Consider the following 19,902-nt stretch of genomic DNA (forward strand, 5'->3'; position numbering starts at 1 on the left):
TGGGCCGTCGTTCCCGCCGGGGCGCGCCCATCCGCTGTAGTACACTTGTTCCAGCAGCCTGCTGCTCCCATGTGCACCCGCCTTCGGCATCGATGCGGCATGGGATCTCCGGGCTGACTACGCGTGCCTGCGATTCGGAGCCCACGAGGGCTGCCAAAGTGTCCACCCCGCGGTCCGGCTGAGTCCGGTAGGGGAGGGGACGTCCCCGCGACGACCAGGTACCAGGAAGTGCCGACCACCCTGGTCTGCACCGAGATAACCGTCAACAAGCAGAGGCAGCGCACAGCGCTGAAGCCCTGCTGAAGAAAGGCATGACATGCCAGTCGTAACCATGCGCCAGCTGCTCGACAGCGGCGTCCACTTCGGTCACCAGACCCGCCGTTGGAACCCGAAGATGAAGCGTTTCATCTTCACCGAGCGCAACGGCATCTACATCATCGACCTCCAGCAGTCGCTGGGATACATCGACCGCGCGTACGAGTTCGTCAAGGCCACCGTCGCCCACGGCGGAACCGTCCTCTTCGTCGGCACGAAGAAGCAGGCACAGGAAGCGATCGCCGACCAGGCGACGCGCGTCGGCCAGCCCTACGTGAACCAGCGCTGGCTCGGTGGCATGCTCACCAACTTCCAGACGGTGTCCAAGCGCATCCAGCGCATGAAGGAACTCGAAGAGATCGACTTCGACGACGTCGCCGGCTCGGGACACACGAAGAAGGAGCTCCTGCTCCTGAAGCGTGAGCTCACCAAGCTCCAGAGCAACCTCGGCGGCATCCGCAACCTGACGAAGGCCCCCTCCGTCATCTGGGTCGTGGACACGAAGAAGGAACACCTCGCCATCGACGAGGCGAAGAAGCTGAACATCCCCGTCGTCGCGATCCTCGACACCAACTGCGATCCCGACGAGGTCGACTTCCCGATCCCGGGCAACGACGACGCCATCCGCGCCGTCAACCTGCTGACACGCGTCGTAGCCGACGCCGTGGCCGAAGGCCTCATTGCACGCAACAACCGCGCCAGCGGTAACGATGCTGCTGCAGCCGAGGAGCCCATGGCCGAGTGGGAGCGCGAACTGCTCGAGGGCGATGCCGCAACCGAGGCAACCGCTCCTGCGACCTCCGAGTCGCCGGCCCCGGATCAGGCTCCGGCCGAGGCCGAGGCGCTCGCCGCCGAAGCGCCTGCAGCAGCCGACGTGCCTGCTGAGGAAGTCTCCGCCAGCGACACCAAGTAGTTCCCGTTGCGTAAGGGGTGTGGGTCGAACCACGCCCCTTACGCATGTTCCGCAGGTGTTCATCGCATGACGCTTGCACCGGGGGCCACGGCCCACGGAAGCTCTTCGTAGATCCACTTCAACTTAGGAGTTCGTATGGCAAATTTCACTGCCGCTGACATCAAGGCCCTGCGCGAGCGCACGGGCGCCGGCATGATGGACGTCAAGAAGGCCCTCGACGAAGCCGACGGCGACGCCGACAAGGCCCTGGAACTGATTCGCATCAAGGGCCTCAAGGGCGCGACGAAGCGCGAGGGACGCTCGACTGCCGAAGGCCTCGTCGCAGCTCGCGTCGACGGCAACGTCGGCGTCATGGTGGAGGTCAACTGCGAGACCGACTTCGTCGCGAAGGCCGGACCGTTCATCGACTTCTCGAACAAGGTGCTCGCCGCGGCCATCCAGTCCGGCGCCACCGACGTCGAGAGCCTGCTCGCGTTCGAGCTCGACGGCAAGCCGGTGTCCGAGCACGTCATCGAAGCCGGTGCACTGCTCGGCGAGAAGGTCGACGTTCGTCGTATCGCTCGCATCGAGGGCCAGATCGTGGACGCGTACCTGCACAAGACGTCCAAGGACCTTCCCGCCCAGGTCGGCGTGCTCTTCGCCGTCGAGGGCTCGGGCGACGCCGCAGTGGAGGCAGCGCACGACGTCGCGGTCCACATCGCTGCGTACTCGCCGACCTACCTGACCCGTGAGGATGTTCCCGCCGAGCTCGTCGAGTCGGAGCGCCGCATCGCCGATGAGACGGCCCGCGCAGAGGGCAAGCCCGAGCAGGCTCTCGCCAAGATCGTCGAAGGACGCCTCACCGGCTTCTTCAAGGAGGGTGTCCTGGTCGACCAGGCATTCGCCAAGGACGCCAAGAAGTCCGTCGCCAAGGTCCTCGCGGACGCCGGAGCGAACGCGACCGCGTTCGCACGCTTCCGCGTCGGAGCCTAGGCCAGGAGCCTGCTCCGCAGCACGAAGGTGAAGGGCGGCCGCCAGCCGGTGGCCGCCCTTTCCTGCGCCCGGGAGGCGCGCCGTATCCTGTAACGGGTCCGGCAACACCCCGCACCTCGTACAACCGGCCGCCCGACCAGGAGCGGCCACCAGCCAACGCCCGGGAGGCATTTCATGGACACCACTTCCACTGCTCCGACGGGTGGTGCCCAGGCGCGGCGTCGTGTCCTCCTCAAGCTCTCCGGCGAAGTATTCGGCGGCGGCAAGCTGGGCGTCGATCCCGAGACCGTCCGGTCCGTGTCGCAGCAGATCGCGGCAACGGTGGGTGAGGTCGAGGTCGCGATCGTCGTGGGCGGTGGCAACTTCTTCCGTGGGGCCGAGCTCTCCCAGAGCGGCATGGACCGCTCCCGAGCCGACTACATGGGAATGCTCGGCACCGTGATGAACTGTCTCGCACTGCAGGACTTCCTCGAGCAGGCCGGGGTCGAGACACGGGTGCAGAGCGCCATCACGATGGGCCAGGTCGCCGAGGCCTACATTCCGCGGCGGGCCATCCGCCATCTGGAGAAGGGGCGCGTCGTGATCTTCGGCGCCGGAGCGGGCCTGCCGTACTTCTCGACCGACACGGTCGCGGCCCAGCGAGCCCTGGAGGTCCACGCCGACGAGGTCCTCATGGCCAAGAGCGGCGTCGACGGCGTCTACACCGCGGACCCCCACAAGGATCCGACGGCGGAGAAGCTCGACACCCTGTCCTACGACGAGGCGCTGCGCCGTGACATCCGCGTGATGGACCAGACCGCGATGACCATGTGCAAGGACAACAACCTGACGATGGTGGTGTTCGGCATGGAGGGCGAGGGCAACGTCACGCGTGCTATCCGCGGTGAGAGGCTGGGAACGCTCGTCACGGCCTAGCCGCTCGGAGCGGACAGGGCAACGCCGCCCTGCCGGTGCCGGGACGGCGCACCGGGGTGAACTAGGATTGACCACTGGAACGGTTGCCGGGCAGCCGACTGCAGAGCGAAGGAGACATTGTGATCGAAGAGACCTTGCTGGAAGCCACCGACAAGATGGACAAGGCCGTGGAGGTTGCAAAGGACGATTTCGCGACGATCCGCACCGGCCGCGCCAATGCGTCCCTGTTCTCGAAGGTCGTGGTGATGTACTACGGTGCTCCCACCCCGTTGCAGCAGTTGGCATCCTTCCAGAACCCGGAAGCACGCACGCTGCTCATCACGCCCTTCGACCGGGCCGTTCTCAACGACATCGAGAAGGCGCTGCGTGAGTCCGACCTCGGCGCCAATCCCTCGAATGACGGCAACGTGATCCGCGTGGTCCTGCCCGAGCTGACGCAGGAGCGCCGCAAGGAATACGTCAAGGTCGTCAAGACCAAGGCGGAGGACGCGAAGATCTCGATCCGGAACATCCGTCGCAAGGCCAAGGACGGCATCGACAGGGCGGTCAAGGACGGCGACGCCGGCGAGGATGAGGGGTCACGCGCCGAGAAGGAGCTCGATGCGCTCACCAAGTCACGCGTGGACCTCATCGACGAGCTGCTGAAGCGCAAGGAAGCGGAGCTGCTCGAGGTCTGATGGCAGACCACGATCCTCCCGGTGCGGCACCCGGGCAGCCATCGACGCCTGCCGCCGGAACAGACAACACGCGCGTCGTCGTCGCCCCCGATGCCGCGCGTCCGCATGCTAGCCCGGTCGACGCCGGGACGGGCATCGCCGCCACGCAGGATGCAGCGGTAGCCGCCGGTCCGCACGCGGAGACCGGGTCGACGCCCGTCCCTGGGTCGCGCAGGGCGATCCGAGCCGCTCGCGCGTCAGGGGCAACCGGCCACGGCCTCTTCAAGCGCCGCCGTCCTGCCAAGGTGCCCGGAACGCCGTCACGTGCCGGGCGCAACCTACCGGCGGCCATCGGCGTCGGCGCGGGCCTCCTGATCCCCGTCCTGGTGGGACTGCTGTTCTTCCCGATCGTCTTCGTCGGAATCGTCACGCTGTTCGGGGCCGTCGGGGTGTGGGAGATCTGCCGGGCGCTGGAGCTCCGGCGCATTTCCGTGCCGGTGGTGCCCACCCTGGCCGGGGCACTCGTCCTTCCGTTCTCGGCCTATCTCGGAGGAGCCGAAGGGCTCGCCGTCGCTGCCGTCTTCTCGATTCTCGGGCTCTTCCTCTGGCGATCGCTGGACCCTGCGCCGGATGCGGCCAAGAGCCTCATGGCAGGCACGTTCACGGTGCTGTGGGTCCCCTTCATGCTGAGCTTCGCGATGCTGCTGATGCGCGCGGAGGGCGGGTTCCTCGTCATCGCCACGCTCCTGCTGCTCGTGGTCGCGAACGACACCTTCGGATACCTGATCGGGGCATTCTTCGGCAAGCACGCCATGGCGCCGAAGATCAGCCCGAAGAAATCGTGGGAGGGCTTCGGCGGTTCGATCGGCGGAGCGTTCGTCGTCGGGGGTTTCTGCGCGGTCCTCCTGCTGGACCAGCCGCTGTGGATCGGCCTGGTGCTCGCCGTGGCGATCGTCGCGTCGGCCACGGCCGGGGACCTGGCGGAATCGATGGTCAAACGGGAACTCGGCGTGAAGGACATGGGCACGATCCTGCCCGGCCACGGGGGAGTGATGGACCGCCTGGATTCGATCGTCCTCGCCTCCCCGGTGGCGTACCTGCTGTCCGCTACATTGGTACCGGGGTTGCTGTAGCCGCAGGTCAGCGGCACGACCCGCCGGAGGCACAGGGCTCCGCAGGCACTCAGAGGATTCAGCAGAAGGACTTTCATCGATGGACGTGGCTCGCCCGGGCAGCTCCCCCTTCGCGCGTGTCGGGCGCCGCGAATTCGGCTACAACACCCGTCAGGTCGATCGCTTCCTGACGAAGGCCCGCGCGCACTACAACGCAGAGGACCCCGACGGGGACGCCATCACGAGCAGGGACGTCCGCGCCATGGCGTTCGACCCTGTGAAGGGCGGGTACGAGCCACAAGCGGTCGACGCCGCCCTGGACAGGCTCGAGGACGTCTTCGCGCAGCGGGAACGCGACCACCTCATCAGCACGAAGGGCGAGGATGCCTGGCTGCGCGAGATCGGCCGGACCGCGGCCGTCCTCCGCAACCGCCTCCACCGCCCGCCCGGAGAGCGCTTCCGCCGTCCCACGAAGAGGAACAGCCCGAGCTACGACATCGAGGACGTCGACCGCCTCTGCGATCAGCTCCTGCAGTACCTCGAGGACGACCTGCCCATGAGTGTCGACGTCGTCCGCCGCGCGGTGTTCCGTGAGGCGCGCGGCGCCGACGGGTACGAGGAGAACCAGGTCGACGGATTCCTGGACCGCGTCGTCGAACTCATGGCCGGCATCGACTGACCCACGGACGCGTACCGCCCGCGCCCGGCCGCGTGCCGCCCCAGGCCCTCCTACCGGGGTTCGGGAGTGTGGAGGCGTGCCAGCACGCGCGACGCCGATGCCGGTTTCCGTCCTGCCGTCGCCCGCGATACCACCACCATGGTGATGAAAGCTGTCGGCACCGTCCACAGGGCCGGTTGTCCCAGCCACACCCGGTCGTCCCCTGTACCAGGACCTATCAGCGCCGTCACCGCGATCGCTCCGCCGCACAGGACTGCGCCGGCGAGCATGCCGGCGATCGCGCCGGCGTCGGTGAGGCCGCGCCACCAGATGCCCAGCAGTAGCAGCGGGCAGATGGTGGAGGCCGTGAAGGCGAAAACCGACCCGACGCTTCCCGCGAGCGCGAGGCTGTCGGTCAGCAGGGCGATGACGAGGGGGATGAGCGCCGACAGGAGCGCCGCCCGCCGGAATCCCGCGACGCTGCCCTGGAAGAATTCCTGGCTCACCACGCCGGCGAGGGAGACGACGAGTCCGCTCGTCGTCGAGAGGAACGCCGCGAAGGCGCCTGCCGTCACGAGGGCGGACAGCACGTCACCCGTCATTCCGTCGAAGATGCGCCCGGGCAGGAGGAGGACGGTGGCGTCCGCTGATCCCTCCGCCGCCAGTTCGGGAGTGTGTATCCGCCCGAGGATGCCGTAGACGGTGGGGAAGAGGTAGAACACGGAGAGGAGCCCGAGGACGATGAGCGTCGTCCGGCGCGCCGATGCGCCGTCGGGGTTGGTGTAGAAGCGCACGAGGACGTGGGGCAGCCCGAGCGTCCCGAACAGCAGCGCGATGACGAGCGAGATCGTGCCGTACAGGGAGGCTTCGGCCGTCGTGTTGAGGTCCGCGGTGAAGGCGCTCCCGCCCGCCGTGATCGGCCGGCCGTCGGCACCGAGGCGGAACAGGATGAACGCCACCGGGACGGCGAGGGCCGTGAGTTTGAGCCAGTACTGGAAGGCCTGGACGAAGGTGATGGAGCGCATGCCGCCGGTGACCACGCTGAGGCACACCACGACGACGACGGCGAGCGGACCCACCCACGAGGGCAGCCCGGTGGTGATCCGGACGGTCAGCGCAGCGCCGTGGAGCTGCGGGACGATGTACAGCCACCCGACGACGACGACGAGCATGCTGGTCACCCGGCGCACCAGGAGCGAGTCGAGCCTCGCCTGGGCGAAGTCCGGGATGGTGTACGCGCCTGATCGCCGGAGCGGAGCGGCGACGAACAGCAGGAGCATGAGGTAGCCGGCGGTGTAGCCGATCGGGAACCACAGCGCGTCCACGCCGGAGATGAGGATGAGGCCGGCGACGCCGAGGAAGCTCGCGGCGGACAGGTACTCTCCTCCGATGGCCGAGGCGTTCCACCACGGGCGGACCGTACGCGAGGCGACATAGAAGTCGCCGGTCGTCCGGGAGATGCGCAGCCCGTAGATCCCTATCAGGACGGTGCTCAGTGCGACCAGGACGAGCGCCGTGTAGCCGACGGCCGGGCTCAGCTGCAGCGCGCCGTTGTGGAACGCGTCAGTCATCGTCCACGAGGTCCTGGAAGTGCCGCTCGTTCCGGGAGGCGCTGCGCACGTAGAGGACGGCGCACCCGATGACGAGGGGATAGATGCCCAGCCCCAGCAGCAGCCACGGAATCGGTACCGTCAGGATCGTGACGCCGTTGATGTCGGGGAACACGGCGAGCAGCACCGGGATCCCGATGAGGATCACCAGGAAACCCCCGGCCACCACGAGCGCCAACCGCAGCTGCGACCTGATCAGCGACTCCACGAACAACTGGCCCACCTCCGACTGCTCCGCCATCTCCCGAGCCACGGGAAAGGATGCTCCCGTCGCACGGGCAGCGGTCCTGGGAGCGGTCACCCGGATCCGGCGGGGCGGTCCGGAGGGCCCCGGGATCATAGGACGGTTCCGCCGGAACGATCCGGACGGAGCAGCAGCAGGCGCACGCGGTGCGCCGTCAATGGCTCGGGCGGAGTCGGGTGGCTTCGAGCTTCTCCCGCACGTCGGGTAGATGGCGGCGGCTGACCGGCAGCTCCGCGTCCCCGACGAAGAGGCTTGCACGGCCGGCGCCGATGCGCACCTTCTGCACCTGGTCCATCGCGACGAGGTAGGAGCGGTGCGTGCGGAGGAAGCCGGCCTCCGCCCATTGGCGCTCGAGGTCGTTGAGCGGGATCCGGATGAGGTAGCTCGCCTCGGACGTGTGCAGGCGTGCGTAGTCGCCCTGCGCCTGGACGTACCGGACGTCGTCCCGCCTGATCATGCGGCTGACGCCGCCCTGGTCCACCGTGATGACCTCGGGCGCCGCCGTCGCGCCCTCCATGAGTTCGCAGACCCGCCGGACGGACTCGGCCAGCCGCTCGGTCCGGACGGGTTTGAGGAGATAGTCGACGGCTCGGAGCTCGAACGCCTCGAGCGCCCGGTCCTCGTCCGCGGTGACGAACACGACGGCCGGCGGCCGGTTGAAGCGGGAGATGACGCGGGCGATGTCCAGCCCCGAGAGCGACGGCATGTGGATGTCGAGGAAGAGTGCGTCGACGCTGTGCTGCTCGAGCACGCCCAGCGCCTCGGCTCCACTCGATGCCCGGTGGATCGTTCCGATGCGGGCGTCCTTGCGGAGCAGGAAGGCCAGCTCCTCGACTGCGGGGAGCTCATCGTCGGCGATGACAACATTGACCATGGTTCCTAGGTTACGCGCCTCATGCCTGGTGGTCGGGCTGCGACTTGGGCACGCGCATCGTGATGAGCGTGCCTGCTCCGGGCGCGGTATCGATGATCAAACCGTAGTCGTCGCCGTACACCTGGCGCAGGCGGGAATCGACGTTCCGCAGCCCCACGTGCACCCCCTCGGTGTGTCCGGCCAGGACCGAGCGGAGGTGCTCGGGCTCGATCCCGACGCCGTCGTCCTCGACGGTCACCTCGGCGAAGGGACCGACGTCGTGCGCCGTGATCGTGATGTTCCCGACGCCGTCCTTCGAATCGAGTCCGTGCCGCACGGCGTTCTCGACGAGCGGCTGGAGGCTGAGGAAGGGGATGACGGTGCTGAGGACCTCCGGCCCGATCTCGAGGCTGACCTTCAGCCGGTCACCGAAGCGCGCGCGCTCGAGGAGGAGGTAACGGTCGATACTGCGCAGTTCCTCGGCAACCGTGGTGAAGTCGCCGTGACGACGGAACGAGTATCGGGTGAAGTCGGCGAACTCGACCACGAGCTCACGCGCCCGCGCCGGGTCGGTGTTGATGAAGGATGCGATCGCGTTCAGCGAGTTGTAGATGAAGTGCGGACTGATCTGCGCGCGGAGCGCCCGTACCTCCGCCTCGGCGAGGAGCCGCCTGGAGGAGTCGAGCTCCGCGAGTTCCACCTGGGTGGAGACCCACCCGGCGAGTTCGTTCGTGGCCCGGACGAGTCCCGCATTGACGTCGCTCGCGAACGCGCCGACGGTGCCCACCACGCGTCCGTCGACGCGCACCGGAGACAGCACGAGCTCGCCCAGCTCGGTCAGCCCGACGTTGTCCAGCCGCTGGCGGCGAACGATCTGCGTCCGCCCGCTGTCGAGCACCTGGCGTACGAGCGGCATCACGTCCGGCGGGGTGCCACGCCCGCCGTCCCAGGCAAGCACGCCGGCGTCGTCGCTGATCATCAGGATGTCGCAGCGCAGCAGTCCGCGGAGGTGGCGGCTCGCCTTCGTCGCGCCGGCGGGCGTCAGTCCCTCGCGCAGGTGCTCGGACGCGAGGGCCGCGGTATGGAGGGTGGCGTAGGTCGCCCGGTCGGCGTCGGATCCGAGGTCGCGGTAGGAGCGGGAGAGGCGGAACCCGAGGGACGCGACGACGGCGAGCGTGATGATCGCGACGGCGCACACCAGGGCGGTATCGACGGCGGCGCTGAACATGGATCCACAGTAGCGGCCACCGAAGGCTGCTCGTCCCGGTCATCCGGCGCACCCACCGACCGTTCACCGCACCCTGCTGCGCGCTCACCGACACCATGGTGCGCGCGGCTGGCGGAGTGCGTCGTCGTACCTCAAAGTGATGGGAGTCACAGTGACGTGCCTTCCCCGCGCGGCGACGACGCCGCGCGGCGGCTGGGTGACATCCCGAACGAAGGAGGAACAATGGGTTCGCACCCAGTAGAGCCGGTCGCCGGCTCCGGTGCTGCCGTCGACTTCACCGAAGTCCAGCAGACCGAGCAGTTCAAGGAACTGCGCAAGCGCCACCGCAGTTTCGTCTTCCCCATGGCAGTGTTCTTCCTGCTCTGGTACTTCGCCTATGTGCTGCTGGCGGACTACGCCCACGACTTCATGGCGACGCCCGTCATCGGCAACGTGAACATCGGCATCATCCTCGGGCTGCTGCAGTTCGTCAGCACTTTCGCTATCACCATGTGGTACGTGAGCTACGCCAACAGGCGCCTCGACCCCATCGCGGCGAACATTCGCCATGAGCTCGAGGAAGCGGCACCCGAAGCATTCATCGACCCAGCAGGCGGAAACAAATGACTTCCATCACCAGTGCGGCCGTCCACGTGCCGCTGCAGACCACCGAGGTGACGACCGTCGGATCGCCTCTGCTCAACATCGCGATCTTCGGGCTGTTCGTCGCCATCACGCTCGTGATCGTCCTTCGGGCCAGCCGCAACAACAAGACGGCCGCCGACTACTACGCAGCCGGTCGCTCGTTCACGGGTGGGCAGAACGGCACGGCCATCGCGGGCGACTACCTCTCGGCGGCGTCCTTCCTCGGTATCGTCGGCGCGATCGCGATCAACGGCTACGACGGCTTCCTGTACTCCATCGGCTTCCTCGTCGCATGGCTCGTGGCCCTTCTCCTGGTTGCGGAGCTGCTGCGCAACACCGGCAAGTTCACGATGGCCGACGTCCTGTCCTTCCGCCTCAAGCAGCGTCCCGTACGCATCGCGGCGGCCATCACCACGCTCGCCGTCTGCTTCTTCTACCTCCTCGCCCAGATGGCGGGTGCGGGCGGACTCGTCTCGCTCCTGCTGGGCATCAACGACCGCCTCGGCCAGTCCGTCGTCATCACCGTCGTCGGCGTCCTCATGATCATGTACGTGCTGATCGGCGGCATGAAGGGCACCACCTGGGTGCAGATCATCAAGGCCTGCCTCCTGATCGCCGGTGCGTTCATCATGACGGTGTGGGTCCTTGCGCTGCACGGCTTCAACCTCTCGACGCTGCTGGGTGCCGCCATCGAGACCTCCGGCAACGAGGCGATCACGAGCCCGGGCCTGCAGTACGGCCTCAGTGCCATCACACGCCTGGACTTCCTGTCCCTCGCCCTCGCGCTCGTGCTGGGCACCGCGGCGCTGCCGCACGTGCTCATGCGCTTCTACACCGTTCCCACGGCCAAGGAGGCCCGACGCTCCGTGGTCTGGGCCATCTGGCTCATCGGTGCCTTCTACCTCTTCACCCTGGTGCTCGGTTACGGCGCCAGTGCCTTGATAGGTTCGGAGCGCATCCTGGCCGCACCGGGAGGCGTGAACTCGGCTGCACCGCTGCTGGCCTTCGAGCTGGGCGGATCCATCCTCCTCGGGCTGATCTCGGCCGTAGCGTTCGCCACCATCCTGGCGGTGGTCGCGGGACTGACGATCACGGCCGCGGCGTCCTTCGCCCACGACATCTATGCGAGCGTGATCCGCAAGGGCAAGGTCAACCCGGACGGCGAGGTGAAGGTCGCACGGCGCACGGTGGTCGTGATCGGCCTGCTGTCCATCCTCGGCGGCATCGGCGCCCAGGGCCAGAACGTCGCGTTCCTCGTGGCACTCGCCTTCGCGGTCGCGGCCAGCGCGAACCTGCCGACGATCCTGTACTCGCTGTTCTGGCGGAAGTTCAACACCCAGGGTGCGGTCTGGAGCATGTACGGCGGACTGGGTTCGGCCATCCTGCTGATCGCCCTCTCGCCTGTCGTCTCCGGCGGCGAGAAGTCGATGATCCAGGGCGCCGACTTCTCTGTGTTCCCGCTCAGCAACCCGGGCATCGTCTCGATCCCGCTGGCGTTCTTCCTCGGGTGGCTGGGCACCACGCTCTCTCGCACGAAGGAGGACCCGATGAAGCAGGCCGAGATGGAGGTCCGCTCGCTCACAGGCGTCGGCGCCGAGAAGGCGACCGACCACTAGGCGTCGTCGACCCCTCCCGACCGCTCCACCCGTTCCACGCGCAGAGACCGTCCCACCGACAGGAGGGGCGGTCTCTGCCGTTGTCCGGTCCTGATCCGGACGGGCCTGCGCGTGTTGGTCAGGGACGCGCGTCGAGGAGCCTGAGAACGTTGGTCAGGGCGGCCGGCATGCTCACCGACGGGTCGTACAGCCACTGGAGCTGGATGCCGTCGAACACGCCGATGATAATGCGGGCCGCGTCCTCCGGACTGATGTCGGAGCGGATCTCCCCGCGGGACTGTGCAGCGGAGATGTCATTCGCCGTCGTCTCGATGAGCCAGGCATAGCGTTCACGGAAGTAGTCCCGCGCAGCGTGGCCCTGCCGCGTGGCTGTCGCTGACGCCACGGCGAAGAGTGCCGTCAGCCCGGGATGTCGCTCATTGTGTGCAGCGATGTCCGGAAGGTCCGCGAGGGACGCCGTCGTGCCGCCGTGCCTGGCGGTGGTCTGCTCGTCGCGGTCCGCGAGGACGGCCGTGAGCAGGTCCTGCTTCCCGCTGAAGTAGTGGAACAGCGTTGCTTCCTTGATGCCTGCCCGCTCCGCGACGAGCTTCAGGGTGGTGCCTTCAAAACCCTCGGCGATGAACACCTCGGCGGCGATCCTCAGCAGCTCGCGTCGTCGCTCGATGCCCTTGGCATAGGTACCCTGCGCCTTTGTGCCCATGCGTCGAGTGTAGGGGCAGGCGGCAGGGGGCCGGGGAGTAGGAATCACGTCCCACCGAACCCGGTGTGCCGGCCTCTCTGGCGGGGAGGTCAGGACGCCGTGCGCGGTCCGCGTGCGAGCAGCGGTTCCACGCGGAACGGGATGAGCTCTCCCATCGCGAGAGAGGTATCGCAGCGCTCCACACCGTCGCACGCCAGGATCTTGCCGTTGATGCGGAAGAGATCCTCGGCATCCACGGCAACCACGCGGACGAGAATGTCCGCCTGACCCGTCAGTCCGAACGCCTCGATGACCTCGGGAATGGCGGCGATACTGTGCGTGATGGATGCCAGCTTCTGCTGCTGCACATGGACATGGATGAAGGCCATGAGGGGATAGCCCAGCGACACGGTGTTGATCCGCCGCTCGAACGAAAGGAATACGGCCTTCTTCTCGAGTTGCGCCATCCTTGCCTGCACCGTGTTCCGGGAGAGTCCCAGCTTCTGCGCGAGGGCGACGACGGTGCGCCGTGGGTCCTTCGAGATGGCCTGCAGGAGCCGCGTGTCGGTGAGGTCCAGGGGTTGCATAGTGCGCAACGCTAACACGGGGACTGTCGTGCGGATAGAGCAAGATGCTCAGTCGAAGAGATAACAGTTGTGCCACCTGCTGCCTGTGAGTAGGGTCACAACCACTTCGGGTAATGGCGCCCGGAGCCCTCCCAGCCGTGCGGACAGCCGGCGGAGGGTTGTCTGCGAATGCGAAGGTTGCGTGCAATGGCCCAGGACGAAGCCCGGCCAGGATCGGGATCAACCAGCGGTGACCACGGCTCCGGACCGGCGTCCGGAACAGTCCATCCGGGCGCGGCCCACGAGGGCGCGGACGAACTCGTCCAGCTCATCGATCCCCACGGCGTACGCCACGCAGATGTTCGATATGACGAGCTCGTGGCCGATGTCGACGGTCCGGCCCTGCGGCGACTCTACGAGGACATGGTGGTGGTGCGTCGCATTGATGCGGAGGCGACCGCTCTCCAGCGCCAGGGCGAGCTCGCGCTCTGGCCACCGTTGCTGGGGCAGGAGGCCGCGCAGATCGGGTCCGGTCGCGCACTGCGGGCCGACGACTTCGTCTTCTCCAGCTACCGCGAGAACGGCGTGGCGTATTGCCGGGGAGTCGATCTGACGGACATCCTCCGGGTCTGGCGCGGCAACGCCTCGTCCGGATGGGACCCGTACTCCATCAACATGGCGACCCCGCAGGTGATCATCGGAGCCCAGTCGCTGCATGCCACCGGCTACGCCATGGGCATCATCCATGACGGCGCGGATTCCGTCGCCGTCGCCTACTTCGGCGACGGAGCAACGAGCCAGGGGGACGTCAACGAAGCGATGGTGTTCGCCGCGAGCTACCAGGCGCCCGTCATCTTCTTCTGCCAGAACAACCACTGGGCCATCTCGGAGCCTGTGGGTCTCCAGGCCCACGTGCCGATCGCGCGCCGGGCGCCCGGTTTCGGCATTCCCTCCGTGCGTGTCGACGGCAATGACGTCCTCGCATGCCTGGCTGTCACGCGTGAGGCCCTCGCCCGTGCGCGCGCAGGTGGCGGTCCCACCTTCATCGAGGCCGTGACCTACCGCATGGGCCCGCACACGACGGCGGATGATCCGACCCGCTACCGCGACCCGAACGAGCTCGAGGACTGGGCGGCCCGGGATCCGCTGGCACGGCTCGCGGCCCTGCTCGATTCCCTCGGCCTGCTCGACGCGGACTACGCCGATTCGGTGAAGGCCAAGGCGGACGCCACCGCCGCGACACTGCGCGAGGGCTGCCTGGCGATGCCGGAGCCGGCGCCGTCGGACGTCTTCAGGCATGTCTACAGCGAGCCGAACTCCTGGCTCGACCGCCAGCAGGACCATTACGAACGGTATCTCGCCTCCTTCGCCCAGGCGTCACAGGAAGGGTCCCGCTGATGCCCACGATGACTTTCGGCCGAGCGATCAACGCAGGCCTTCGCCGCGCGATGGACGACGATCCGAAGGTGGTCCTGATGGGTGAGGACATCGGGAAGCTCGGAGGCGTCTTCCGCATCACGGACGGACTGCAGAAGGACTTCGGGGCACACCGCGTGCTGGACACTCCGCTCGCCGAAGCCGGCATCATGGGTACCGCGGTCGGGCTGGCCTACCGCGGCTACCGCCCGGTGGTCGAGATCCAGTTCGACGGGTTCATCTACCCGGCCTTCGACCAGATCGTCTGCCAGGTTGCCAAGCTGCACTACCGCACCCAGGGGGCCGTGAAGATGCCCATCACCATCCGGGTGCCCTTCGGCGGCGGCATCGGTTCGCCCGAGCACCACTCCGAATCCCCCGAGGCCTACTTCACGCACACCTCAGGCCTGCGCGTGGTGAGTGTCTCGAACCCGCAGGACGCCTACACCATGATCCAGCAGGCCATCGCGAGCGACGATCCCGTGCTGTACTTCGAGCCCAAGCGCCGCTATCACGTCAAGGGCGAGGTGGACGAGGCGGCGCCGCCGTCGTCGGCCATGGGTGACGCGCGGGTGGTCGTCGAAGGCACCGACGTCACGCTCGTGGCCTACGGTCCGCTCGTCTCCACAGCCCGCGACGCCGCCATCGCAGCGTCGGACGACGGCATCTCGGTCGAGGTGATCGATCTCCGCTCCCTCGCGCCGATCGATTTCCGGACGGTCGAGGCGTCCGTCCGGAGGACGGGCCGGCTCGTCATCACGCACGAGGCCGCCCAGTCCGGCGGTCTCGGCGCGGAGATCGCCGCCAGCATCACGGAGCGGTGCTTCGACTACCTGGAGCACGCACCCGTGCGCGTCACCGGCTTCGACATCCCCTATCCGTACTCCAAGCTCGAGTTCCATCATCTGCCGGACCTCGACCGGATCCTCGACGGCGTGGACCGCGTGCTGCGTCGACCGAACTCACTCAGTGCACTCGACGCCGATGCGGCGGTGCAGCGATGAGTGCCTCGACGGACGCTATGACGGGTGTGGTGACAGGCGCCGGAGCGGCCGGAGCGACGAAGGGACCGGCCGTTCCGGTCCGCGAATTCCGCCTACCCGACCTCGGGGAGGGACTGACGGAGTCCGAGATCGTCCGGTGGCACATCGCCGAGGGCGACACCGTCGTGCTCAACCAGATCATCGCCGACGTCGAGACCGCCAAGGCCGTCGTGGAGTTGCCGTCCCCGTATGCCGGGAAGGTGGTGCGCCTGCACGTGGCGGCAGGGACCGTGGTCGACGTCGGGTCGCCGATCGTCTCGTTCGACGTCGCCGGGGACGTCGACGGTGCGGTACCTGGTCCGCATCCGGTCGCGGGCGTCGGTCCTGTTCCGCCGTCGGGTGCACGCGGCGGAGAAGTGCCTGCGAGGCGCGAGCCGAACCTCGTGGGGTACGGGGCGGCTGTGGAGCAGGGCGGGCGTCCTCAGCGACGGAGCCGTACGATCGCGTCCATCGCGTCCGCCCAGCTGCCCGAGCGGGTGCAGTGCCAGGCGCACGCGCCGTCGTCGTCCGCGCCGGGGCAGCAGGAGCGCGGTCGACGGAACGGAGAGCGGCCACGGTCCACTCCGCCGGTCCGGAAGCTCGCGCGCGATCTCGGCATCTCCCTCGACGTGCTCACCGGCAGCGGTCCAGGTTCCCTGATCAAGCGCGCCGACGTGCTCGCTGCGTACCAGGGCACGGCCGGTGGACCGGAAGCCCCGACGCTGGCAGGTTCCGCGACCATCCCGTCAGCCATGTCGAGCGACCCTGCAGTCGCCGGGCTACCGACAGCGCCGCCACCTCCACAGGCCGGGCGGTCGTCACCGGGCGTGACGCGCACCCCGATCAAGGGGATGCGGAAGCACACGGCGGCAGCTATGGTCGCCAGTGCCTTCACGGCACCGCACGTGACCGAGTTCCTGACCATCGACGTCACGCCGACCATGGACCTGCTCGCCGAACTGAGATCGAGCAGGGCATTCGAGGGGACGAGGATCACGCTCCTCGCCATCGTGTCGAAGGCGGTGTGCATCGCCGTTGCGCGGAACCCCACGCTCAACTCGTCGTGGGACGAGGAGTCGCAGGAGATCGTGCAGTACCCGTACGTGAACCTGGGCATCGCGGCGGCGACACCGCGCGGACTGCTCGTGCCGAACATCGCATCGGCCCACGCCATGACGCTGACGGACCTCGCGGTGGCTCTACGCTCGCTGACCGAGACGGCGCGTGCCGGCAGGACGCCTCCCGCCGATCTTGCGGGTGGGACGATCTCGATCACCAACATCGGCACCTTCGGAATCGATGCCGGTACGCCGATCCTCAATCCCGGCGAGGCCGCGATCCTCGCCATGGGAGCCGTGCGGAGGACGCCGTGGGAGTACCAGGGGGCTGTCGCCCTCCGGTCCGTCCTGACGCTCAGCCTGTCCTTCGACCACCGTCTCGTCGACGGCGAGCAGGGGTCACGTTTCCTGGCCGACGTCGGCACCATCCTGCGGAACCCGGCGATGGTGCTGGCGATGGTCTGAAGGCGCAGCACGCCGCCGCACGAGCGGGTGGGCGCTTCCGCATCGTGCGGGAGTGCCTACGGCAGTTCGAGGATGAGTTCCCGGACGACCGCACCCCGTGCAGGTGCAAATCCCTGCGTCTCACCGACCTTCCGGAAGCCCCAGCGCTCGAGGATACGGATCGAGCTCACATTGTCGGCGACCGCCCGCGCTCGGATCGGCCGCTGGGTCACCTCGTTGAGGAACTGCCCGACCGCGGCCGTGGTGATGCCCTGGCCCCAGCGCGAGCGGTCGATCCAGTAGCTGATCTCGGGGGTCTCGTCATCGTTGTACGCCAGTATGCTGCCGACGACGTCGCCGTCGGAGAGGATGGTGCGCACCGTGATCCTGCTGTCATTGAGGATGTCCTGCCAGTGGTGGTCGAAGACTCCACGGTCCGACGGGTTCTTCGCGCCGAACGCGGCCATGTGGTTGGCGCTGGGGTCCAGCTGGTGCGAGAAGAACTCGTCGAGGTCGGAAGCTTCAACGGGACGTAGCGTGATCACAGCGGTACTTTCAGTCGGTGGAGTGGCCGGGCGGTCGGCGAGGCCGGAACTTCTCGTGGGTTCAGCGTACTAGGCAGCCAGGCCTCCCCGGAGGCAGGCCGCGCGCGGGGGTCATACGGTCAGTGCAGCCCAAGCCATGTCCTGCAGGAGATCCCGGAGCTGCGCCAGTTCCCGTCCCGACCCGGTGCCGTGCGCGGTGTGCGGGGTCGAGTTGATGAGGCCGAACACTGCATGCACTTTGCGCCGCAGGAGGGAACGGTCGGCGTCGGGCAGGTGGTCGGCGAGCTGGTCCACCCATACCTGGACGTAACTGCGCTGCAGCGAACGCACCGTTCGTTCGTCGTCGTGCGGCAGGGATGCCAGGTCACGATCCTGCACGCGGATGACGTCGGCGTTGTTCAGGGCGAACTCCACCTGGAAGCGGATGAGCGCCCGAAGCGCGTCCTCGGGGGAGGAGGCGTCGGCGGCTACGCTCCTCCCACCAACGAGCAGGTCCTCACTGACCCCCGTGAGGAGGGCGGAAAGCACCGACGGCTTGCCGGTGAAGTGGCGGTAGACAGCCGGTCCGCTGACCCCGGCAGCGGCGCCGAGGTCCTCGATGGACACCCCGTTGTACCCGCGGTCGGCGAACAGCTGGGCCGCAGCGTCGAGGAGTGCCGCGCGCCGGCTGGCCTTCGCGAGGCTTCGGCCGGTCACGCGGTCTTCCGTGGGCGGTGCCTCCATGCAGGTCCTCGTCGTCGGCAGGGGAGTGATCCCCTCATTCTGATGGACATCCAGGTTAATGACCACTAACCTGAGTTCAGTTAACGATCGCTAACCGATCAGTGCTTGAGGAAGTAGTCGATGGAGACCCTTACTTCGAAGGTCGATCCGCTCTCACCGTCATTCACCGCCAACCACGCGGCGCAGGCTGAACTCATCGACGACCTGCGGCGTCGCCTCGCCACCACCGCCCTGGGCGGGCCGGAGGCGTCGCGCGAGCGCCACGTAGCCCGCGGCAAGCTGCTTCCCCGCGAGCGCATCGATCAGCTGCTCGACGACGGCAGTCCCTTCCTCGAGATCGCCCCGCTCGCCGCGAACGGCATGTACGACGACGAGTGCCCGGGTGCCGGTGTCATCGCCGGTATCGGCCTCGTGCACGGCCGCCATGTGCTGGTCATCTCGAACGACGCCACGGTCAAGGGCGGCACCTACTACCCGATGACCGTCAAGAAGCACCTCCGGGCGCAGGAGATAGCGCTCGAGAACCACCTTCCATGCGTGTACCTCGTCGACTCGGGCGGTGCGTTCCTGCCGCGCCAGGACGAGGTGTTCCCCGACCGCAACCACTTCGGGCGCATCTTCTACAACCAGGCGACCATGTCCGCCCGGAAGATCCCGCAGATCGCCGCCGTGCTGGGAAGCTGCACCGCCGGAGGAGCGTACGTACCGGCGATGAGCGACGAGACCGTGATCGTCCGGAACCAGGGCACGATCTTTTTGGGCGGTCCACCCCTCGTGAAGGCCGCGATCGGCGAGGTCGTGACCGCGGAGGAGCTGGGCGGGGGCGACATCCACTCGCGCATCTCCGGCGTCACCGACCACCTCGCGGAGAGCGACCAGCACGCGCTGGAGATCGTGCGGGACATCATCGCCACGCTTCCTGCTCCCTCGTTGGCGATCCCGCCCGTCGAGGTCACGGAACCGGCCGTCGACCCGGAGGAGCTGTACGGTGCCGTCCCGATCGACGTCAACGCGTCCTACGACGCCCGCGAGATCATCGCGCGCATCGTCGACGGATCCCTCTTCCACGAGTTCAAGCGCGAGTACGGCACCACGCTCATCACCGGATTCGCGACGATCCACGGTCACCGGGTCGGCATCGTCGCGAACAACGGCGTGCTGTTCAGCGAGTCCGCGCTCAAGGGGGCGCATTTCATCGAGCTCTGCGACCAGCGCGGCATCCCGCTGGTGTTCCTGCAGAACCTCAGCGGCTTCATGGTGGGCAGGGACTACGAAGCCGGCGGCATCGCGAAGAACGGTGCCAAGATGGTCACCGCCGTCGCGACCTGCGGGGTGCCCAAGCTGACCGTCGTCGTCGGCGGGTCCTTCGGCGCCGGCAACTACTCGATGTGCGGCCGCGCGTTCTCCCCGCGCTTCCTGTGGATGTGGCCCGCCGCCCGTATCTCCGTCATGGGAGGGAGCCAGGCGTCGTCCGTCCTGGCCACCGTGAAACGGGACCAGCTGGAGGCCCGCGGGGAGCAGTGGTCGCTCGAGGACGAGGACGCCTTCCGCGCCCCGATCCGCGCCCAGTACGAGGCCCAGGGCAATCCCTACTACTCGACGGCACGGCTCTGGGACGACGGCGTCATCGACCCCGCCGACACCAGGACCGTCCTCGGTCTCGCGCTGGACGTCTGCGCCGGCGCACCCCTGCCCGATACCTCCTTCGGCCTCTTCCGGATGTGACTCGATGA

At 67.8% G+C, this 19,902-nt stretch carries 20 protein-coding genes; 12 read left to right on the forward strand and 8 right to left on the reverse strand.

The genetic code is table 11. From position 1 onward, the window contains the following. The first annotated feature begins 316 nt into the window (after positions 1–316). The 6 genes from rpsB (at position 317) to CXQ96_RS11395 (ending at position 5,562) form a co-directional block, all read left to right on the forward strand. Positions 317–1,228, forward strand: a complete 912-nt coding sequence (gene rpsB, locus CXQ96_RS11370) for a 30S ribosomal protein S2 (RefSeq protein WP_104118169.1) — start codon at positions 317–319, stop codon at positions 1,226–1,228. A 135-nt stretch (positions 1,229–1,363) separates the two neighbouring features. Beyond that, positions 1,364–2,200, forward strand: a complete 837-nt coding sequence (tsf, locus tag CXQ96_RS11375; protein WP_104118170.1) for a translation elongation factor Ts — start codon at positions 1,364–1,366, stop codon at positions 2,198–2,200. 174 nt (positions 2,201–2,374) lie between these two features. Then, positions 2,375–3,115 (forward strand): UMP kinase, encoded by a 741-nt coding sequence (pyrH, locus tag CXQ96_RS11380; protein ID WP_104118171.1) that lies wholly within the window; start codon positions 2,375–2,377, stop codon positions 3,113–3,115. 119 nt (positions 3,116–3,234) lie between these two features. Continuing rightward, positions 3,235–3,792, forward strand: coding sequence for a ribosome recycling factor (gene frr / locus CXQ96_RS11385; RefSeq protein WP_104118172.1), 558 nt, complete (start codon positions 3,235–3,237; stop codon positions 3,790–3,792). Further along, positions 3,792–4,904, forward strand: a complete 1,113-nt coding sequence (locus CXQ96_RS11390) for a phosphatidate cytidylyltransferase (RefSeq protein ID WP_104118173.1) — start codon at positions 3,792–3,794, stop codon at positions 4,902–4,904. Before frr ends, CXQ96_RS11390 begins: the two co-directional genes overlap by 1 nt. A gap of 79 nt (positions 4,905–4,983) precedes the next feature. Continuing rightward, positions 4,984–5,562, forward strand: coding sequence for a DivIVA domain-containing protein (locus tag CXQ96_RS11395; RefSeq protein ID WP_104118174.1), 579 nt, complete (start codon positions 4,984–4,986; stop codon positions 5,560–5,562). Between the two features lie 50 nt (positions 5,563–5,612). On the opposite strand, the gene CXQ96_RS11400 is transcribed toward CXQ96_RS11395, so the two are convergent. The 4 genes from CXQ96_RS11400 to CXQ96_RS11415 all read right to left on the reverse strand — a co-directional run bounded on the left by CXQ96_RS11400 (position 5,613) and on the right by CXQ96_RS11415 (position 9,476). Next, entirely contained in the window at positions 5,613–7,079 is a 1,467-nt protein-coding gene (locus tag CXQ96_RS11400; protein ID WP_104118270.1) for a cation acetate symporter, read from the reverse strand. A 25-nt stretch (positions 7,080–7,104) separates the two neighbouring features. After that, complete coding sequence (locus CXQ96_RS11405) at positions 7,105–7,452, reverse strand: DUF485 domain-containing protein (RefSeq protein ID WP_258059065.1); 348 nt, start codon at positions 7,450–7,452, stop codon at positions 7,105–7,107. Between the two features lie 97 nt (positions 7,453–7,549). Continuing rightward, positions 7,550–8,269: a LytTR family DNA-binding domain-containing protein gene (locus tag CXQ96_RS11410; RefSeq protein WP_104118176.1), complete on the reverse strand. Its 720-nt coding sequence runs from the start codon at positions 8,267–8,269 to the stop codon at positions 7,550–7,552. 19 nt (positions 8,270–8,288) lie between these two features. Then, positions 8,289–9,476, reverse strand: a complete 1,188-nt coding sequence (locus CXQ96_RS11415; RefSeq protein ID WP_104118177.1) for a histidine kinase — start codon at positions 9,474–9,476, stop codon at positions 8,289–8,291. A 222-nt stretch (positions 9,477–9,698) separates the two neighbouring features. Here CXQ96_RS11415 and CXQ96_RS11420 point away from each other — a divergent pair, with 222 nt between their 5' ends. Continuing rightward, on the forward strand, positions 9,699–10,082 hold the full coding sequence (locus tag CXQ96_RS11420) for a DUF485 domain-containing protein (protein WP_104118178.1): 384 nt from the start codon (positions 9,699–9,701) through the stop codon (positions 10,080–10,082). Continuing rightward, positions 10,079–11,716: a cation acetate symporter gene (locus CXQ96_RS11425; RefSeq protein WP_104118179.1), complete on the forward strand. Its 1,638-nt coding sequence runs from the start codon at positions 10,079–10,081 to the stop codon at positions 11,714–11,716. The genes CXQ96_RS11420 and CXQ96_RS11425 overlap by 4 nt, the downstream gene beginning before the upstream one ends. A gap of 118 nt (positions 11,717–11,834) precedes the next feature. On the opposite strand, the gene CXQ96_RS11430 is transcribed toward CXQ96_RS11425, so the two are convergent. Further along, positions 11,835–12,416, reverse strand: a complete 582-nt coding sequence (locus CXQ96_RS11430) for a TetR/AcrR family transcriptional regulator (RefSeq protein WP_104118180.1) — start codon at positions 12,414–12,416, stop codon at positions 11,835–11,837. 89 nt (positions 12,417–12,505) lie between these two features. Further along, positions 12,506–12,982 carry an Lrp/AsnC family transcriptional regulator gene (locus tag CXQ96_RS11435; protein WP_104118181.1) on the reverse strand — a complete coding sequence of 159 codons (477 nt, stop codon included), beginning with the start codon at positions 12,980–12,982 and terminating at the stop codon, positions 12,506–12,508. A gap of 186 nt (positions 12,983–13,168) precedes the next feature. Here CXQ96_RS11435 and pdhA point away from each other — a divergent pair, with 186 nt between their 5' ends. Genes pdhA through CXQ96_RS11450 form a run of 3 tightly spaced genes read left to right on the forward strand, consistent with a single transcriptional unit; the run spans position 13,169 to position 16,922 of the window. Continuing rightward, complete coding sequence (gene pdhA, locus CXQ96_RS11440; protein ID WP_104118182.1) at positions 13,169–14,359, forward strand: pyruvate dehydrogenase (acetyl-transferring) E1 component subunit alpha; 1,191 nt, start codon at positions 13,169–13,171, stop codon at positions 14,357–14,359. Further along, positions 14,359–15,381, forward strand: coding sequence for an alpha-ketoacid dehydrogenase subunit beta (locus CXQ96_RS11445; protein ID WP_104118183.1), 1,023 nt, complete (start codon positions 14,359–14,361; stop codon positions 15,379–15,381). Before pdhA ends, CXQ96_RS11445 begins: the two co-directional genes overlap by 1 nt. Before the next feature lie 17 nt (positions 15,382–15,398). Beyond that, positions 15,399–16,922 carry a dihydrolipoamide acetyltransferase family protein gene (locus CXQ96_RS11450; RefSeq protein WP_104118184.1) on the forward strand — a complete coding sequence of 508 codons (1,524 nt, stop codon included), beginning with the start codon at positions 15,399–15,401 and terminating at the stop codon, positions 16,920–16,922. A 56-nt stretch (positions 16,923–16,978) separates the two neighbouring features. Here the strand turns inward: CXQ96_RS11450 and CXQ96_RS11455 are convergent, their stop codons facing one another. Both CXQ96_RS11455 and CXQ96_RS11460 read right to left on the reverse strand, forming a co-directional pair. Then, positions 16,979–17,446, reverse strand: a complete 468-nt coding sequence (locus CXQ96_RS11455; RefSeq protein WP_104118185.1) for a GNAT family N-acetyltransferase — start codon at positions 17,444–17,446, stop codon at positions 16,979–16,981. Positions 17,447–17,557: 111 nt separating this feature from the next. Continuing rightward, positions 17,558–18,169, reverse strand: coding sequence for a TetR/AcrR family transcriptional regulator (locus CXQ96_RS11460; protein ID WP_104118186.1), 612 nt, complete (start codon positions 18,167–18,169; stop codon positions 17,558–17,560). Between the two features lie 120 nt (positions 18,170–18,289). Here CXQ96_RS11460 and CXQ96_RS11465 point away from each other — a divergent pair, with 120 nt between their 5' ends. Further along, entirely contained in the window at positions 18,290–19,894 is a 1,605-nt protein-coding gene (locus CXQ96_RS11465) for a carboxyl transferase domain-containing protein (protein ID WP_104118187.1), read from the forward strand. Positions 19,895–19,902 lie beyond the last annotated feature (8 nt).

The sequence above is a fragment of the Arthrobacter sp. B1805 genome, assembly GCF_002929745.1.
In the GTDB taxonomy this organism is placed as follows: domain Bacteria; phylum Actinomycetota; class Actinomycetes; order Actinomycetales; family Micrococcaceae; genus Arthrobacter_D.

Coding starts and splice junctions, on each gene's coding strand:
- rpsB (WP_104118169.1), top strand. CDS start 317: ATGCCAGTCGTAACCATGCGCCAGCTGCTCGACAGCGGCGTCCACTTC.
- tsf (WP_104118170.1), top strand. CDS start 1,364: ATGGCAAATTTCACTGCCGCTGACATCAAGGCCCTGCGCGAGCGCACG.
- pyrH (WP_104118171.1), top strand. CDS start 2,375: ATGGACACCACTTCCACTGCTCCGACGGGTGGTGCCCAGGCGCGGCGT.
- CXQ96_RS11390 (WP_104118173.1), top strand. CDS start 3,792: ATGGCAGACCACGATCCTCCCGGTGCGGCACCCGGGCAGCCATCGACG.
- CXQ96_RS11395 (WP_104118174.1), top strand. CDS start 4,984: ATGGACGTGGCTCGCCCGGGCAGCTCCCCCTTCGCGCGTGTCGGGCGC.
- CXQ96_RS11410 (WP_104118176.1), bottom strand. CDS start 8,269: ATGGTCAATGTTGTCATCGCCGACGATGAGCTCCCCGCAGTCGAGGAG.
- CXQ96_RS11415 (WP_104118177.1), bottom strand. CDS start 9,476: ATGTTCAGCGCCGCCGTCGATACCGCCCTGGTGTGCGCCGTCGCGATC.
- CXQ96_RS11420 (WP_104118178.1), top strand. CDS start 9,699: ATGGGTTCGCACCCAGTAGAGCCGGTCGCCGGCTCCGGTGCTGCCGTC.
- CXQ96_RS11425 (WP_104118179.1), top strand. CDS start 10,079: ATGACTTCCATCACCAGTGCGGCCGTCCACGTGCCGCTGCAGACCACC.
- CXQ96_RS11430 (WP_104118180.1), bottom strand. CDS start 12,416: ATGGGCACAAAGGCGCAGGGTACCTATGCCAAGGGCATCGAGCGACGA.
- CXQ96_RS11435 (WP_104118181.1), bottom strand. CDS start 12,982: ATGCAACCCCTGGACCTCACCGACACGCGGCTCCTGCAGGCCATCTCG.
- pdhA (WP_104118182.1), top strand. CDS start 13,169: ATGGCCCAGGACGAAGCCCGGCCAGGATCGGGATCAACCAGCGGTGAC.
- CXQ96_RS11445 (WP_104118183.1), top strand. CDS start 14,359: ATGCCCACGATGACTTTCGGCCGAGCGATCAACGCAGGCCTTCGCCGC.
- CXQ96_RS11450 (WP_104118184.1), top strand. CDS start 15,399: ATGACGGGTGTGGTGACAGGCGCCGGAGCGGCCGGAGCGACGAAGGGA.
- CXQ96_RS11460 (WP_104118186.1), bottom strand. CDS start 18,169: ATGGAGGCACCGCCCACGGAAGACCGCGTGACCGGCCGAAGCCTCGCG.
- CXQ96_RS11465 (WP_104118187.1), top strand. CDS start 18,290: ATGGAGACCCTTACTTCGAAGGTCGATCCGCTCTCACCGTCATTCACC.